The following is a 16,845-nucleotide window of genomic DNA, read 5'->3' on the forward strand; positions in this document are numbered from 1 at the left end:
CGGACCCCCCGTCACCGCACCACTAACCTCTCCTCCCATGGTGACGCCCGAGGTCGCCCCGCCCGGGCGCGACGACCCCCCGACGCGTGCGGCGCCGTCCGATCCCCCCGCCACACCGCCGTCGACCGGCCACCCGGCCCGGCGCGGCCTGCGTGAGCAGGCCCGGATCGCGCGGATCCTCGGTCTGACCGGCGCCCTGCTGATGGGGATCAGCGCGCTGGGCTCCGGGGCGTTCCCGGTACCGAACCCGCTCAACGGGCTGCGCGTGATCGGGCTCCCCTCGCGCAACGTCACCCTCGCGATCGCCGTCACCTACGCGGGCCTGCTCATGGTGGTCACGGCCTGGCTGTGGATCGCCCGGATGCTCACCACCCGCGGAGCGCACCACCCCGCGCCCGAGCGCCGCGAGCTCGGCCGCACCGCGATCCTGTGGGGGGTGCCGCTGGCGCTGGCGCCGCCGATGTTCTCCAAGGACATCTACAGCTACCTCGCCCAGAGCGCGACGCTCGCCCGCGGGATCGATCCGTACTCGATCGGTCCCGCGCAGGCGCTCGGCATCGACGACCCGCTGGTCCGCGGGATCCCCACGGTCTGGCGCGACACCCCGGCGCCCTACGGCCCGCTGTTCCTCGGCCTCGGCCGCGGGATCACCGCGCTGTCCGGGGAGAACGTGGTGCTCGGCATCCTCGAGCACCGGCTGCTCGCGCTGCTCGGCGTCGCCCTGATGGTGTGGGTGCTGCCCCGGCTGGCCTCCCGGTTCGACCTCGACGCCGGCCTGGTCCTGTGGCTCGGCGCGGCGAACCCGCTGGTGCTGTTCCACATGGTCAGCGGGATCCACAACGAGTCGATCATGCTGCCGCTGCTGCTGCTCGGGCTCTGGGTGATGCTCGGGCGCGACGACACCGTCCGGCCGTGGTGGCGGATCACCGGCGGTGCCGCGCTGATCGTCGCCGCGGCCTCGGTGAAGCTCCCGGCGCTGCTCGCGCTCGGCTTCGTCGGCGTGTACCTGGTCCGCAGGCGCGGCGGCAGGCTCCTCGACTGGGCCGTGATGACGGCCTGGCTGTCCGCGATCGCCGCGGCCGTGCTCACCTTCTTCAGCCTGGCCACCGGGCTGGGGTTCAACTGGGTGCGCGGGCTGTCCGCACCCAGCGTGCTCATCTCGCCCATGTCGATCAGCACCAACCTGGGGCTGCTCGCCGGGCAGGTCGGCCGGCTCGCCGGGCTCGGCGACCACACCGAGACCACGATGGGCCTGATGCGCAGCCTGTTCGTGCTGCCGATCGCGGTGATCGTGGTCGTGCTGCTGCTCGGCTGCCTGCGCGGGAAGGTCGACCCGGTCACCGGCACCGGCCTCGGGCTCGGCGCCGTCGTGCTGCTCGGCCCGGTCGTGCACCCCTGGTACCTGTTCTGGGCGCTGCTGCCGCTGGTCGTGACCCGGGCGATGCCGTTCTACCGCCGCGGCCTGCTGCTGCTGTCGGTCGTGCTCGCGCTGGCCGTGCCGCCCACCGGCGCCGACTTCTTCTTCCGCGGGTTCCAGCTGCCGCTGGCCATCACCGCGGGCGCCGCCATGTACACCCTCGCCCTGTACGTGGTCGCCCGGCTGATCCGCTCCCCCGGTGACGCCGGTGACGCCGGTGACCCGGCCCGCCCGGACGACGGCACCGGCACCCCGGGCGGCGCCACCGCCGGGACCCGCGCGCCGTCGGACCCGGAGCCCGCCCGGTGAGCGCCGCCCTGGAGATCCGCGGCCTCGTCGTGCGCTACGGACCCACGACCGCCGTCGACGGCATCGACCTCGACCTCGCCCGCGGCGAGGTGCTCGCCCTGCTCGGCCCGAACGGCGCCGGCAAGTCCTCGACCGTCGAGGTGTGCACCGGGTTCCGGGCGCCCTCGGCCGGACGGGTGCGGGTCCTCGGTCACGACCCGGCCGACGAGGCCGTCCGCCCCCGGGTGGGCGTCATGCCGCAGGGCGGCGGCGCCTACCCGGCCGTTCGGACCGGGGAGATGCTGCACCTGGTCGCGGACTGCGCCGCGCACCCGCTCGACGTCGACATGCTCATCGACGTGCTCGGCCTGCGCCCGCGGGCGGGCACCCCGTACAAGCGGCTGTCCGGTGGGGAGCAGCAGCGCCTGGCGCTGGCCTGCGCCGTCGTCGGGCGCCCCGAGCTGGTGTTCCTCGACGAGCCGACCGCCGGTCTGGACCCGCAGGCCCGCCACCTGGTGTGGGACCTGGTCCGGGCGCTGCGCCGCGACGGCGTCGGGGTGCTGCTGACCACCCACCTGATGGACGAGGCCGAGCAGCTCGCCGACGACGTCGTGATCATCGACCACGGCCGGGTCGTCGCACACGGCTCGCCCGCCCAGCTCACCGCGGGCGACCAGACCGAGCTGCGGTTCCGGGCCCGGCCCGGGATGGACGTCGCCGGTCTCGACGCCCGGCTGCCCGCCGGCTACGCCAGCTGCGAGACTGCCCCCGGCCGCTACCGGGTCCGCGGCCGGATCGACCCTGGCGCACTCTCCGCCATCACCTCGTGGTGCGCCGACCAGGGCGTGCTCGCCGACGACGTCCAGGTCGTGCGCCGCAGCCTGGAGGACGTCTTCCTCGACCTCACCGGACGGGAGCTGCGCTCGTGACGACCCCCTTCCCCGAGGGCCTGTTCACCCCCGCCCCCGGCCGTGGCAACGCGCTCACCATGCTGCGGGCCCAGGGTGGCCTGGAGACCCGGCTCGCGCTGCGCAACGCCGAGCAGGTGCTGCTCACCCTGCTCATCCCGGCGGCCCTGCTCGCCGGGCTCACGCTCGTCCCGGCGGTGCCCGCCCCGGAGCCGCGGGTGGCGTGGCTGTTCGCCTCCATGCTGGCGCTGGCCGTGATGAGCTCGGCGTTCACCAGCCAGGCCATCGCGCTCGGCTTCGACCGCCGCTACGGGGCGCTGCGCAGGCTGGCCGCGACGGCGCTGCCCCGCTGGCTGCTGGTGTGCGGGCGGCTGGCCGCGGTCGCCGCCGTCGTCGTGATCCAGGTGGTGCTGCTCGGCGTGCTGGCGGCGCTGCTGGGGTGGTCCCCGGCCGGTGCCCGGCTCGACGGCGCCGCGCTGGCGGTGCTGCTGGGCGCGGCCGCGTTCGGGGCGCTGGGCATCCTGCTGGGCGGGACGCTGCGCGCGGAGATCGTGCTCGCCGTCGCCAACCTGGTGTGGTTCGCGCTGCTCCTGGCCGGTGGGATCGTCGTGCCGGTCGCGGACCTGCCGGGGCCGCTGGCGGCGCTCGCGCCGTGGCTGCCCTCGGGCGCGCTGGCCGAGGCGCTGCGCTCGGCCCTCGGCGCGGGCGAGTTCCCCGCGGCCGGGCCGCTGCTGGTGCTGACCGGCTGGGCGGTCGTCGCCGGGGTGGCGGCGTCGCGGCTGGTGCGCTGGACCTGAGCCCCGTCTTCTACGATGCGTAGTGTGCTGCTGTCGCGCGTGCCCTCCACCCCGCCGGTGCTGATGCGCCGGCTGGCGATCGCGAACCTCGTCGCCCAGATCGGGATCGGCGTGACCGGCTCGGTGGTCCGGGTCACCGGTTCCGGCCTCGGCTGCTCGACCTGGCCGCAGTGCGAGCCGGGCAGCATGATCCCGGTCGACCACGCCGAGATCGCGCCGCTGCACATGTGGATCGAGTTCTCCAACCGGCTGCTCGGCATCCTGGTGGTGCTCACCGCGGGCGCGGCGCTGCTCGGCGCGCTGTACACCCGGCCGCGCCGCCGCCGCCTCACCGGGCTGGCCCTGGCGATGCCGCTCGGCGTCGTCGCGCAGGCCGTCATCGGCGGGATCACCGTGCTGCTCGGGCTGGCCTGGTGGACGGTGATGCTGCACTTCCTGGCCTCGATGGTGCTGGTCTGGTTCGCGGTGCTGCTCGTCGGAGCCGCAGGCGAGGCCGACGGCCCGGTGACCCGCACCGTGCCCGCCGGCGGGCGTGGGCTGGTGCTGTTCTCCACCGCCGTGCTGGGCGTCCTGCTCGTCGCGGGGACCCTGGTCACCGCGGCCGGCCCGCACGGCGGAGACCCGGAGACCCCGCGCCTGGACGTGCCGATCCCCGCGCTCGCGCAGCTGCACGTGGACACGCTGTTCCTCTACCTCGGCACCCTGGTCGGGCTCGGGTTCCTGCTGCACGCGGTGTCCGCCCCGCGGGCGCTGGTGCGCCGGTTCCGGGTGCTCGTCGTGGTCGTCCTCGCCCAGGGCGCGCTCGGCGGGGTCCAGTACGCCCTCGGGGTCCCGGAGCTGCTGGTGTCGCTGCACGTGCTCGGCGCCGGGCTGACCGCCGCCGCGGCCGCCTGGGTGTGGGCCGGTACCGCGACCCGCCCGGCCCCCGTCGACCCCCGCGCCACCCCGACCGGCGACCCGGCGGACACCGCCGCGCCGGAGCCCGCCGCCGCGTCGGTCTGAGTCGGTCCGACCGGCCGCTGCACGATCGGGTGACACTCGGGCACTCTGGAGCCATGACCTCCGCATCCCGGTTGCGACGCGGCGGGATCGCCGTGGTCCTCGCGGCCGCCCTCGCCGTCGCCCTCACCGCGTCGCTGTCGGCGGGCCTGCTCACCACGCGGGCCTCCGCCGCCCCCGAGCTGCCGCCCGTCACCCCGGAGCAGCTCGTCGCCTCGGTCGTCGCCGCGGAGCCGGTCGCGCTGGCCGGCACCGTCGCCGTCGACAACCGGCTGGGGCTTCCCGCCGTGCCGGGACTCCCCTCCGACGGGCTGACCGACGGCACCTCCACCGCGCGGGTCTGGTCCGACGGGACGGGCGACGGCCGCCTCGCCGTCCCCAACGACGACGGCGAGCGCACCTACGTCCGCGACGGCGCCACGACCTGGGCCTACGACTCCACCGACCGCACCGCGACCCGGTTCCCGAGCCGGGGACACACCCCGGACGCCGACGCCGCGAAAAACCCGGCCGAGGTCGCCCGGACCGTCGTGGCGCGGCTGGGCGCCACCAGCGTGCTGCGGGTCGACGGCACCACCGAGGTCGCCGGCCGCCCCGCCTACACCCTGGTCCTGGCGCCGGAGCCCGGTGAGCGCACCGTGCTGCGCGAGGTCCGCGCCGCCGTCGACGCGCAGACCCGGACCCCGCTGGAGCTGACCGTCCTCGGCGCCGGGACCGACCCGGTGCTGCGGATCGGGTTCGACGACGTCACGTTCGGCCCGCAGGACCCGGCCCTGTTCACCTTCACCCCGCCGCCCGGCGCCACCGTCCGCGACGGCACCGCCGGGACGGTGGAGCAGCCCGGCCCCGGGGGCCCCGGCGGCACGCCCGCACGGGCCGCCGCGCCGACCGTCGTCGGCGAGGGCTGGGACACCGTGGTCGTCGGCCGCGTCCCGCAGCGCTCCGGCGACCAGCGGGGCCCGGACCTGTCCGGGCTCGGCACCCCGGTGTCCGGACCGTGGGGCTCCGGCCGCGAGATCACCACGAACGCGGGCTCGGCGATCCTGGCCGGCGACGGCCGCGTCGCCGCCGGTGCCGTCGGCCCGGACGTCCTCGGCGAGGCCCTGGCCCGGTGACGACCACCCGCACCGCCCCCGCCGGCCACGTGGCGGACGGGGCCGCGGACGAGCAGCACCCGGCCGCCCGCGTCCGGGACCTGCGCAAGGTGTTCGGGCGGGTCACCGCCGTCGACGGCGTGGACCTCGACGTCCCGGCCGGGTCGGTGTTCGGGATGCTCGGCCCCAACGGCTCGGGCAAGACGACGCTGATCCGGATGCTGCTCGGGCTGACCACGCCGACCTCGGGCAGCGTCGAGCTGCTCGGGCTCCCGGTACCGGGTGGGCTCGCCACGACGCTCCCCGACGTGGGCGCGCTGGTCGAGGGGCCGGGGTTCCACCCGTTCCTGTCCGGGCGGGAGAACCTGCGCCGGGTCGCGGCGACCGAGCCGCGGCTCGCGCCGGGCGAGGTGCGGCCCGCGGTGGAGGCGGCACTGGAGCGGGTCGGGCTGGCCGCGGCCGCCGGGCGCCGGTTCCGCGGCTACTCCCTCGGGATGAAGCAGCGCCTCGGGCTGGCCGCGGCGCTGCTCGTCCCGCGGCGGCTCGTCGTGCTCGACGAACCCACCAACGGCCTCGACCCGGCAGGGACACGGGAGATCCGGACGATCGTCGCCGAGCTGCGGGCGGGCGGGGCGACGGTGCTGCTGTCGTCGCACCTGCTGCCGGAGGTCGAGGCGGTGTGCACGCACGTGGCCGTGCTCAAGCAGGGGACGCTGCTCGCGACGGGACCGCTGGACCGGCTGCTCGGCGCCGCCGACGGCGACTGGGAGATCGCGACCACCGACCCGGCGACGGCGCTGCGGGAGCTCGGGGCCGCGGGCGCCGACGCCCGGGCCGAGGGCGCGGCCGTCGTCCTGGCCGCCGACGCCGACGGGCCGCGGCTGTTCGCCGGCCTCGTCGGGGCCGGAGTGTCGGTGCACGGGCTGGCCCGGCGCCGCACCGGCCTGGAGGAGCTGTTCACCCGGATCACCGAGGGCGACGCGTGAGCGCCCCGCCCCGGCCGGTGTCGTGGCGTCGGCTGCTCGGTGCCGAGCTGCGCTGGGTGCTGCGGAGGCCCCGGACCTGGGTGATGGTCGCGCTGCTCGGGGCGGTGCCGGTCCTGATGGCGGTCGGGCTCGTGCTGGCCGACGGGCCGCGCCGCGGCCTGCTCTCGGAGGTCGTCGGCAACGGGCTGACCCTGCCCGTCGCGGCGCTGACCCTGCTGATGGCGCTGCTGCTGCCGCTGGTGGTCACCGTCGCGGCGGCGGACGCGATCGCCGGGGAGGCCCAGCACGGCACCCTGCGCGGGCTGCTGCTGGCCCCGGTGGGGCGGCTGCGGCTGGTCGCGATGAAGGCGTTCGGGGTGCTGGTGGTGGCCGCGGTCGCGGTCGCGGTGGTCTGCGTGGTCGGGCTGGTGGCGGGGTGGGCGCTGATCGGGCCCCCCGCGGTCGTCGGCGACGGCGGCGCGCTGCTGACGATGTCCGGCTCGGTGCTGGACCTGACGTCAGCGGCCGGCCGGATCGCCCTGGCCGCGCTGTGGACGCTGGGTCAGCTCGCCGCGGTCGGCGCGGTGGCGCTGGCGGTGTCGTCGTTCACCGAGCACCCGCTGGTGGTGCTGTCCTCGGTGCTCGGCGGGATCATCCTGTCCGGGGTGCTCGGCGCGATCCCCGCCCTGGAGCCGATCCGCCCGTTCCTGCTCACCGACAGCTGGGCCGCCGGGGTCGACGTGCTGCGCGACCCGCTGCCGACCGCCGGGCTCGTGTCGAGCACCGGGCTCGCGGCGGGCTGGTTCGCCGCCGCCGCGGTCGTGCTCGTGTCCCGGATGCTCCGCCGCGACGCGTGAGGGCATGATCGGGCCCGTCAGCAGCGGCGAGCGACGAGGAGGACACATGCGTGCGGTACGGGTGAGCGAGCCCGGCGGGTCCGAGGTGCTGGAGGTGGTCGACACCGACGCCCCGGTCCCGGGTCCGGGCGAGGTGCTGGTGGAGGTCGCCGCGGCCGGGGTGAACTTCATCGACACCTACCAGCGCGAGGGCATCTACCCGATGGAGACGCCGTACGTCGCCGGACTGGAGGGTGCGGGCCGGGTCACCGCGCTGGGCGCGGACGTCGACGGTGTCGCGGTCGGGGATCGCATCGCCTGGGCCAACACCCTGGGCAGCTACGCCGAGCAGGTCGCCGTGCCCTGGGCGAAGGCCGTCCCGGTGCCCGAGGGCGTCGCCGACGACGTCGCGGTCGGTGCGGCGCTGCAGGGCATGACCGCCCACTTCCTGGTCAACGACTGCTTCCCGCTGCACGGCGGGGAGACGATCCTGCTGCACGCCGCCGCCGGTGGCGTCGGGCTGCTGCTCACCCAGCTGGCCGTCGCGAAGGGCGCCCGGGTGATCGCGACGACGTCGACGCCGGAGAAGGCCGAGCTGGCCCGCGGCGCCGGCGCCGCCGAGGTGATCGACTACACCGCCGTCGACGACCTCGCCGCCGCCGTCCGCGACCTCACCGGCGGCGCGGGCGTGGACGCCGCGTTCGACTCGGTCGGGCGCAGCACCTTCGACGCGAGCCTCGCCTCGGTGCGCCCCCGCGGCACGCTCGTGCTCTACGGCGCCGCGTCCGGCCCGGTCGAGCCGTTCGACCCGCAGCGGCTCAACGCGGCCGGGTCGCTGTACCTGACCCGCCCGAAGCTGTTCGACTACATCGCCACCACCGACGAGCTGCGCACCCGCGCCGCCGCCGTCTACGGCGACGTCGCCGCGGGCCGCCTCGACGTGCGGATCGGGCACCGCTACGACCTGGCGGACGCCCGCACCGCGCACGACGACCTGCAGGGCCGCCGCACCACCGGCAAGGTGCTGCTCGTCCCCTGACGGGTCCGGAACGGGGTCGGTCCGCCGCGCGGTGTGCGGTAGAACCGACGGCGTGACCGACACCGCCTTCCACGACCTCGACGCCTACGTCGCGCTCCCCCGCCTCGGCGGGCTCGCCCTGTCCCCCGACGGCACGCGGCTGGTCACCGGGGTCGCCGAGCTCGACGCCGACGGCACCCGCTACCGGACCGCGCTGTGGGAGGTCGACCCCGCGGGCGAGGCCCCGGCGCGGCGGCTGACCCGGGGGGCGGCCGGCGAGTCCGGGCCGGTCTTCACCCCCGACGGTGACCTGCTGTTCCGGTCGGCCCGGCCGGACCCGGACACGGCGGGCGAGGCCGAGCCGCCGACCTCGCTGTGGCGGCTGCCCGCGGCCGGCGGTGAGGCCGGGCCCGCCGGGTCGCGGCCCGGCGGGATCTCCGCGGTCGCCGTCGCCGCCGAGGCGGGGACGGTCGTCGTGTCCTCCCCCACGCTGCCCGGCGCGGTGACGACCGACGACGACGAGCAGCGCCGCACCGCGCGCACCGAGGGCAAGGTCACCGCGATCCTGCACACCGGCTACCCGGTGCGGCACTGGGACCACGACCTCGGCCCGGCCGAGGAACGGCTGCTCCTGGCCCGTCCGGAGGACACGGACCCGTGGACGGACCTCACGCCGGCACCCGGCCGCGCGCTGGACGAGACCGCGTTCGACGTCTCCCCCGACGGCGGCTCGGTGGTGACCGGCTGGTACCGCGCGCACGGTCACGGCACCTGGCGGCCCGGCCTGGTCGTGGTCGACACCGCGACCGGGGAGCACCGCGACCTGACCGACGACGACGGCCACGAGTACGGCGCGCCCCGGATCAGCCCGGACGGGCGGACCGTCGTCGCCCTGCGCGAACGCGTCTCCACCCCGGAGGTCGCGCCGCGGATCGACCTGGTCCTGGTGCCGCTCGCCGGGGGCGCGCCGCGCCCGGTGGCACCGGGCTGGGATCGCTGGCCGACGGCGGCCCGCTGGACGCGCGACGGGTCGGCGCTCGTGGTCACCGCCGACTCCGACGGCCGCGGCCCGCTGTTCCGGGTCGACCTGGGCACGACCCCGGAGGACGACACCGTCACCCGGCTCACCGGTGACCACGGCACCTACTCCGACCCGTGCCCGTCGCCGGACGGGCGATGGGTCTACGCGCTGCGCCACGCCTACGACGCGCCTCCGGCCCCGGTCCGCGTCCCCGCCGACGGCCGCGACGCCGACCCCGAGCTCCTGCCCGCCCCCGCCGCGGCGCCCGCGCTGCCGGGCACGCTCACCGAGCTGGAGACCACCGCGGCCGACGGCACCCGGGTCCGCGCCTGGCTGGTCCTGCCCGACGGCGCCGACACCGGGCACCCGGCGCCCCTGCTGCTGTGGATCCACGGCGGCCCACTCGCCAGCTGGAACGCCTGGTCGTGGCGGTGGAACCCGTGGCTGATGGCGGCCCGTGGCTGGGCGGTGCTGCTGCCCGACCCGGCGCTGTCGACCGGCTACGGCCAGGACTTCGTCCAGCGCGGCTGGGGCGCCTGGGGCGACGCGCCGTTCACCGACCTGATGGCCGCCACCGACGCCGCCGTCGCCCGGCCGGAGGTCGACGGCACCCGCACCGCGGCGATGGGCGGCTCCTTCGGCGGCTACATGGCGAACTGGGTGGCCGGGCACACCGACCGGTTCGCCGCGGTCGTCACCCACGCCAGCCTGTGGGCGCTCGACCAGTTCGGGCCGACGACCGACCACGCCGAGTACTGGCTCACCGAGATGACCCCGGCGATGGCGCAGGCCAACAGCCCGCACCACCACGCCGACGCGATCGTCACCCCGATGCTGGTGATCCACGGCGACCGCGACCACCGGGTCCCGATCGGCGAAGGACTGCGGCTGTGGTGGGACCTGGTGTCCCGGCAGGCCGACCCAGCGGCGAACCCGCACCGGTTCCTGTACTTCCCCGACGAGAACCACTGGGTGCTCGCACCGAACCACGCGAAGGTCTGGTACCGCACGGTGTGGGCGTTCCTGGACCACCACGTGCTGGGCGCGGAGTGGGAGACCCCGCACCTGCTGCGCTGAGCGCGGCCACCGGGGCTGCCGGTGCCGGGGTCAGAACAGGACCGGCAGCCCCAGCGCGGCGTCGACGGCGATCGCCGCGAACAGCACGCACAGGTAGATGTTCGACAGGTGGAACAGCGGCATCGGGGAGATCTCGCCGCCGGACCTCACCTGGTGGTGCAGCCGGTGCGCCCGGTACACGAAGTACGCCCCGCCGAGCAGCGCCACCGCGAGGTACACCCACGACGTCGCCGGCAGCAGGAGCAGGCTCCAGGCCACCATCACCCAGCTGTAGACCACGATCCGCACCGACACCGCCGGCGCGGGCGCGACGACCGGGAGCATCGGCACCCCGGCGGCGGCGTAGTCCTCGCGGTAGCGCATCGCCAGCGCCCAGAAGTGCGGCGGCGTCCAGAAGAAGATCACACCGAACATGACCAGCGCGGGCCACTCGACGGTGCCGGTCACCGCGGCCCAGCCGATCACCACCGGCATGCAGCCCGCGGCGCCGCCCCACACGATGTTCTGCGAGGTCCGCCGCTTGAGCAGCATCGTGTAGACGAGCACGTAGAACGCGATCGCGGCCAGCGACAGCACGGCGGCCAGCCAGTTCGTGGTCAGGCCCAGCCACACCGAGCTCAGCGCGGCCAGGACCAGGCCGAACACCAGCGCGTTGCGGGTGGGGACCTGTCCCCTCGCCAGCGGGCGGCGGGCGGTACGCGCCATCTTCTGGTCGATGTCGGCGTCCACGACGCAGTTCAGCGCGTGGGCCGCGGCCGCGGCCATCGCGCCGCCGACCAGGGTGGCCGCGATCAGCACCAGCGAGGGCACACCGCGCTGGGCCAGGAACATGGCGGGCACGGTGACCACGAGCAGCTGCTCGATGATCCGCGTCTTGGTGAGGCCCAGATAGGCCGCCACCGTGGCGCGGACGCGCGCGAGACGCCCGGTCGGTGCCGGCGGCACCACCACGGTCGTCGCGGGGGGCGTCGCCGCCGGCGCGGCGTCCGGCCCGGCCGGGACGTGCTCGGCCGGGACACCGGCCTCGTCGGCCCGGCTCCGCCCTGACGCGGGTGCGCTCACCTGTCCGTACCTCGCTCGGTTCGACGTAGTGATCCCGTGCCGCGCCGCCCGAGGGGCCGCACCGGCTCGGTGCCGTGGACACGGGGTGGTCGCCGCGGTGGCGACCTCCCTAGTTCTACAGCGCGTCGATGCTAACCGGTGGCATGCGCCGCGGGCCCGCCGGGTACGCCGACACCGGCGGCCCGGTCCGCCGATCGCCACGAGGCGCAAAGCCGCAGGCCGCGGGCGTGAGCAGTAGGGTGTTCCGCGTCGGGGCGGCGACGATGCCGCCAGGTGATCCGGGTCGCACCACACACCCGCCGACGTCGCCGCCGCGGAACGGCCGCGACCACCGGGCGGGCATCCGGATCCACGACCGGCAGACCGACATTCGTCGACGCGAGTACAGGAGCCATCGCCTTGTCCGACACCGCTACGTCCCCCCACGCCGGGGACGGCGCCGTCGCCGCGCTCACCCGCGCGCACGTCCCCGACGACTGGACCGACCTCGACCGCAGGGCCGTGGACACCGTTCGTGTACTGGCCGCGGACGCGGTCCAGAAGTGCGGCAGCGGACACCCCGGCACCGCGATGAGCCTGGCCCCGCTGGCGTACACGCTGTTCCAGCGCGTCATGCGGCACGACCCGGCCGACCCCGACTGGATGGGCCGCGACCGGTTCGTCCTGTCCGCCGGGCACTCCAGCCTCACCCTCTACATCCAGCTCTTCCTGGCCGGCTACGGCCTGGAGCGGGAGGACCTGGAGCAGCTGCGGAAGTGGGGCTCGCTGACCCCGGGCCACCCGGAGTGGGGCCACACCCGCGGTGTCGAGATGACCACCGGCCCGCTGGGCCAGGGGTTGTCCTCGGCCGTCGGCATGGCGATCGCGGCCCGCCGCGAGCGCGGCCTGTTCGACCCGGACGCCCCCGAGGATGCCTCGCCGTTCGACCACCAGATCTACGTGATCGCCTCCGACGGCGACATCGAGGAGGGCGTCACCTCCGAGGCGTCGTCGCTGGCCGGTCGCCAGGAGCTGGGCAACCTCACGGTGATCTACGACGCGAACGAGATCTCCATCGAGGACGACACCAACATCGCCCTCAACGAGGACACGGCCAAGCGCTACGAGGCCTACAACTGGCACGTGCAGGTCGTCGAGGGCGGCGAGAACGTCACCGGCATCCTCGCCGCGCTGGAGGCCGCGAAGGCCGAGACCGACCGCCCGTCGATCATCATCCTGCGGACGGTGATCGGCTACCCGTCGCCGAACAAGATGAACACCGGCGCCGCGCACGGTGCCGCGCTGGGCGACGACGAGGTCCGCGAGGTCAAGAAGGTCCTCGGGTTCGACCCGGACCAGGAGTTCGAGGTCGACGACGACGTCCTCGCCCACACCCGCGCGGTCGGCGAGCGCTCGCGCGCCGCCCACGACACCTGGCAGGGCACCTTCGACGAGTGGGCGCAGCGCGAGCCGCAGCGCAAGCAGCTGCTCGACCGGCTGCTCGCCAAGAAGCTGCCCGAGGGCTGGGAGTCCGCGCTGCCGTCGTTCGACGTCGACGAGAAGGGGCTGGCGACCCGCAAGGCGTCCGGTTCGGTGCTCGGCGCGCTCGCCGAGGTGCTGCCGGAGCTGTGGGGCGGCTCGGCCGACCTCGCCGAGTCGAACAACACCACCATGAAGGGCGTCGACTCGTTCGGCCCGAAGTCGGCCTCGACCGGTATGTGGTCCACCTCGCCGTACGGGCGCACGCTGCACTTCGGTGTCCGTGAGCACGCCATGGGCGCGGTCCTCAACGGCATCGCCCTGCACGGCCCCACCCGCGCCTACGGCGGCACGTTCCTGGTCTTCTCCGACTACATGCGCCCGTCCGTGCGGCTCGCGGCGCTGATGAAGACCAACCCGATCTACGTGTGGACCCACGACTCGATCGGCCTGGGCGAGGACGGCCCGACCCACCAGCCGATCGAGCACCTGGCGTCGCTGCGCGCGATCCCCGGCCTGTCGGTGGTCCGCCCCGGCGACGCCAACGAGACCGTGTACGGCTGGAAGGCCGCCCTGGAGCGGCCCGACGGCGGCCCGGTCGGCTTCGCGCTGACCCGGCAGAACGTGCCGACACTGGCCGGCACCTCCGCCGAGGGCGTCGCCCGCGGTGGTTACGTGCTCGAGGAGGCCTCCACCGGCGTCCCGCAGGTCCTGATCGTCGCGACCGGCTCCGAGCTGCACCTCGCGGTCGCGGCACGGAAGAAGCTGGAGGCCGACGGCATCGGCACCCGTGTCGTGTCGCTGCCCTGTTTCGAGTGGTTCGCCGAGCAGGACCAGGCCTACCGCGACTCGGTCCTGCCGCCCGCGGTGAAGGCCCGGGTGTCGGTCGAGGCCGGCATCGCGATGCCGTGGCACGCCGTCGTCGGCGAGGCCGGGCGCTCGATCTCCATCGAGCACTTCGGCGCCAGCGCCGACCAGGCCACCTTGTTCGAGAAGTTCGGCTTCACCCCCGACACCGTCGTCGACGCCGCGCGGGAGACCCTCGCCGCGACGTCGGACTGAGAGGAGCGAACCATGACCAACGAGCGACTGGCCGCGCTGTCCGCGGCCGGGGTGTCCATCTGGCTCGACGACCTGTCCCGGGAGCGCCTGGCCAGCGGCAACCTCGCCGCCCTGATCGACGACAAGCACGTCGTCGGGGTGACCACCAACCCGACGATCTTCGCCGGTGCGCTGTCCGACGGCGCCGCCTACGACGAGCAGGTCCGCGAGCTCGCCGCCCGCGGTGCCGACGTCGACACCGCGATCCGCGAGATCACCGTCGCCGACGTCCAGCAGGCCTGCGACGTGTTCTCCGGGGTGTGGGAGCGCACCGGCGGTGTCGACGGCCGGGTCTCCCTGGAGGTGGACCCGCGCCTGGCGCACGACACCGAGGGCACCGCGGCCCAGGCGAGCGAGCTGTTCAAGGCCGTCGACCGGCCCAACCTGCTGGTGAAGATCCCGGCGACCGAGGAGGGCCTGCCGGCCATCACCCGGGCGACCGCCGAGGGCATCAGCGTGAACGTGACGCTGATCTTCTCCGTCGAGCGCTACAAGCTCGTGATGGACGCCTACCTGACCGGTCTGGAGCAGGCGAAGGAGAACGGGCAGGACCTGTCCCGGATCCACTCGGTCGGCTCGTTCTTCGTGTCCCGGGTGGACTCCGAGATCGACGGCCGGCTGGAGAAGATCGGTGGCGACGCCGCGCTCGGCCTGCGTGGCAAGGCGGCCGTCGCGAACTCGCGGCTGGCCTACGCCGCCTACCGCGACGCCTTCTCCGGTGCCCGCTGGGACGCCCTCGCGGCCCACGGTGCGCACGCCCAGCGCCCGCTGTGGGCCTCCACCGGGGTGAAGAACCCGGACTACCCGGACACGCTGTACGTGTCCGAGCTGGTCGTGGACAACACCGTCAACACGATGCCGGAGAAGACCCTGCTGGCCTTCGCCGACCACGGTGAGGTCGACGGGGACAAGGTCACCGACACGGCCGGGGCGTCGCAGCAGGTCTTCACCGACCTGGAGGGCCAGGGCATCGACCTCGACGACGTGTTCCTCACCCTGGAGAACGAGGGCGTCGAGAAGTTCGAGAAGTCCTGGACCGAGCTGCAGGACACCGTCCGCGGCCAGCTCGACTCCGCGAAGTAGTTGAACGAGGCCACTCCCGGTGGCGACGGGGCCGACCTCGGCTCCGCCGCCACCGGCGGCCCGTCCGCACCCGCACCGTCCCCGGTGCGGGTGCGGCTCGCCGGTGAGCCGTTCGCCGGAGCGGCCCGGCGGATCGCCGCCGAGCTGGCCGGCGAGACCGTCGCCTCCCGGCTCGCCGACGCCGACCCCAGCGTCTGGGGGCCCCGCGCCGCGGGGGCCCCGCCCCGTACCGGCTGGACCGGGCTCGCCGCCCGCAGCCGGCCCCTCGTCGGGCAGGTCGCCGCGCTGCGCGAGCGGTTCGCCGTCGCCGGTGCGCACCGGGTGCTGCTCGTCGGCACGCCGGACGCGGTCGCCGCGGCCCGCGTCGTCGCCGGCACCGATCCGGGTGGGATCCGGCTGACCGCGCTGGACTCCGCGGACCCGGTGCAGGTCGCCGACGCGCTGTCCGGCGAGCTCGCCGAGACCGTCCTCGTCGTCGCCGACGCGGCGGGCACCGACCCCGTCGTCGCGGCCGTCACCCGGGTCGTCGCCGCCGCGATCGCCGAGGAGGTCGGTGCCGACGCCCTCGCCGCGCGCACCGTGCACCTCACCGAGCCCGGCTCGCCGCTGGACACACCCGCCGACCCCGGCCCGGTCGTGGTCACCCTCGACGCCGACGTGCCGGGCCGCTTCGGCGTGCTGGGCCCGCTCGGGCTGGTCCCCGCGGGGCTCGCCGGGGCGGACGTGCCCGCCGTCCTGGGCGACGCCGTCGCCGCCGAGCGCGCGCTGGCCGCCGACGAACCGGACAACCCGGCGCTGCTGCTGGCCGGCGCACTGGCCGCGGGCCGCGGCTCGCTGCTGGCCCTGCGCGACGCCGAGCGCTCCCCCGCCCTCACCGGTTGGCTGGCCCCGCTGCTCACCGCCGCCGGGCTCACCGTCGTGCCGGTGCCGCCCGACGAGCCGGTCGGCGCGGGCCCCGCCCCGCAGGAGCCCACCGCACCCGCGGGCGTCGTGGACGTGCACGCCGACGGCACCGGCCCTCGGCCCGGGCCGGGCCAGGGCGCGGTACGGCTGGACGCCGGCCCGGGTGCCGCGGTCGTGCTGTGGCAGGCCGCCGCGGCGCTGGCCGGGCGGGTCCTCGACACCGACCCGTTCGCGCCCGCACCGCCCGCGCCCGCCGAGGGTCCCGACCCCGAGCCGTCGTTCGTCGACGGCGGGATCGCCGTGCACGCCGGGGACTGGCTGCCGCCCGCCACCCGCACCGTCGCCGGTGCGCTCGACGCGCTGGCCGCCGTCGCCGACGGGGCCCCGGCGGTCGTCTCGGCCTGGCTGGACCCGGAGTCCGACGCCTCGGTCGCGGTGCTGCGCGGGCCGCTGGTGGCCCGGCTCGGGCTGCCCGTCGCGTTCGGCTGGGCCCCGGCCTGCCGCAGCGGCGACACCGGCGCACCGGACGTCGCGGTGCACTGTCACCTGACCGGGAACGGGCCCGGCGGTGATCTTCCGGGGTCCGTCGGCGCGGACACCGTGCCTCCCGGGCCGGGACTGGATAGCCTGCACGCGGCACAGGCCCGGGCGGTCATGGACGACCAGCGACGCCGGGGACGTCCGGTGCTCCGGCTGCACCTGACCGACCGGCTCGCCGGACTGGTCACCCTGGCCAGGGCGGTGACATCGACACCGACGTCGACCGAGCCCTCGACCGAGCCGTGACCCCGGTGCCCCGATCACGAGAACACCAGTAC

Annotated in this window: 13 protein-coding genes; 12 read left to right on the forward strand and 1 reads right to left on the reverse strand. The window is 75.7% G+C overall.

Annotated features, from left to right (window positions below; genetic code table 11):
* The first annotated feature begins 37 nt into the window (after positions 1 to 37).
* The 9 genes from mptB to MTO91_RS15000 are packed head-to-tail and all read left to right on the forward strand — an operon-like array spanning position 38 to position 10,420.
* Positions 38 to 1,726 (forward strand): polyprenol phosphomannose-dependent alpha 1,6 mannosyltransferase MptB, encoded by a 1,689-nt coding sequence (mptB, locus tag MTO91_RS14960; protein WP_476651571.1) that lies wholly within the window; start codon positions 38 to 40, stop codon positions 1,724 to 1,726.
* Entirely contained in the window at positions 1,723 to 2,634 is a 912-nt protein-coding gene (locus MTO91_RS14965; RefSeq protein WP_476651572.1) for an ABC transporter ATP-binding protein, read from the forward strand. The genes mptB and MTO91_RS14965 overlap by 4 nt, the downstream gene beginning before the upstream one ends.
* Positions 2,631 to 3,410: an ABC transporter permease gene (locus MTO91_RS14970; RefSeq protein WP_073574729.1), complete on the forward strand. Its 780-nt coding sequence runs from the start codon at positions 2,631 to 2,633 to the stop codon at positions 3,408 to 3,410. Before MTO91_RS14965 ends, MTO91_RS14970 begins: the two co-directional genes overlap by 4 nt.
* 15 nt (positions 3,411 to 3,425) lie before the next feature.
* Positions 3,426 to 4,412, forward strand: a complete 987-nt coding sequence (locus MTO91_RS14975; RefSeq protein ID WP_376772704.1) for a COX15/CtaA family protein — start codon at positions 3,426 to 3,428, stop codon at positions 4,410 to 4,412.
* Between the two features lie 53 nt (positions 4,413 to 4,465).
* Positions 4,466 to 5,524, forward strand: coding sequence for a LolA family protein (locus MTO91_RS14980; RefSeq protein WP_083658207.1), 1,059 nt, complete (start codon positions 4,466 to 4,468; stop codon positions 5,522 to 5,524).
* Positions 5,525 to 5,553: 29 nt separating this feature from the next.
* Complete coding sequence (locus MTO91_RS14985) at positions 5,554 to 6,489, forward strand: ABC transporter ATP-binding protein (protein ID WP_476654893.1); 936 nt, start codon at positions 5,554 to 5,556, stop codon at positions 6,487 to 6,489.
* Entirely contained in the window at positions 6,486 to 7,325 is an 840-nt protein-coding gene (locus MTO91_RS14990) for an ABC transporter permease (protein ID WP_179762673.1), read from the forward strand. The genes MTO91_RS14985 and MTO91_RS14990 overlap by 4 nt, the downstream gene beginning before the upstream one ends.
* 46 nt (positions 7,326 to 7,371) lie before the next feature.
* The gene (locus MTO91_RS14995) at positions 7,372 to 8,343 is read left to right on the forward strand and encodes a quinone oxidoreductase family protein (RefSeq protein ID WP_179762672.1); all 972 of its coding nucleotides are present in this window, start codon (positions 7,372 to 7,374) and stop codon (positions 8,341 to 8,343) included.
* 52 nt (positions 8,344 to 8,395) lie between these two features.
* On the forward strand, positions 8,396 to 10,420 hold the full coding sequence (locus tag MTO91_RS15000; protein WP_476651574.1) for a S9 family peptidase: 2,025 nt from the start codon (positions 8,396 to 8,398) through the stop codon (positions 10,418 to 10,420).
* A gap of 30 nt (positions 10,421 to 10,450) precedes the next feature.
* Here the strand turns inward: MTO91_RS15000 and MTO91_RS15005 are convergent, their stop codons facing one another.
* The gene (locus MTO91_RS15005) at positions 10,451 to 11,371 is read right to left on the reverse strand and encodes a heme o synthase (RefSeq protein WP_251782977.1); all 921 of its coding nucleotides are present in this window, start codon (positions 11,369 to 11,371) and stop codon (positions 10,451 to 10,453) included.
* Between the two features lie 510 nt (positions 11,372 to 11,881).
* Between MTO91_RS15005 and tkt the strand changes: the two genes are divergently transcribed.
* The 3 genes from tkt to MTO91_RS15020 are packed head-to-tail and all read left to right on the forward strand — an operon-like array spanning position 11,882 to position 16,813.
* Positions 11,882 to 14,002 carry a transketolase gene (tkt, locus tag MTO91_RS15010; RefSeq protein ID WP_476651575.1) on the forward strand — a complete coding sequence of 707 codons (2,121 nt, stop codon included), beginning with the start codon at positions 11,882 to 11,884 and terminating at the stop codon, positions 14,000 to 14,002.
* Positions 14,003 to 14,014: 12 nt separating this feature from the next.
* On the forward strand, positions 14,015 to 15,124 hold the full coding sequence (tal, locus tag MTO91_RS15015; RefSeq protein WP_405416862.1) for a transaldolase: 1,110 nt from the start codon (positions 14,015 to 14,017) through the stop codon (positions 15,122 to 15,124).
* Positions 15,125 to 16,813 (forward strand): hypothetical protein, encoded by a 1,689-nt coding sequence (locus MTO91_RS15020; RefSeq protein ID WP_476651577.1) that lies wholly within the window; start codon positions 15,125 to 15,127, stop codon positions 16,811 to 16,813. It begins immediately after the preceding gene.
* The last annotated feature ends 32 nt before the right edge of the window (positions 16,814 to 16,845 follow it).

This window comes from Pseudonocardia sp. 2-7 (assembly GCF_056341085.1).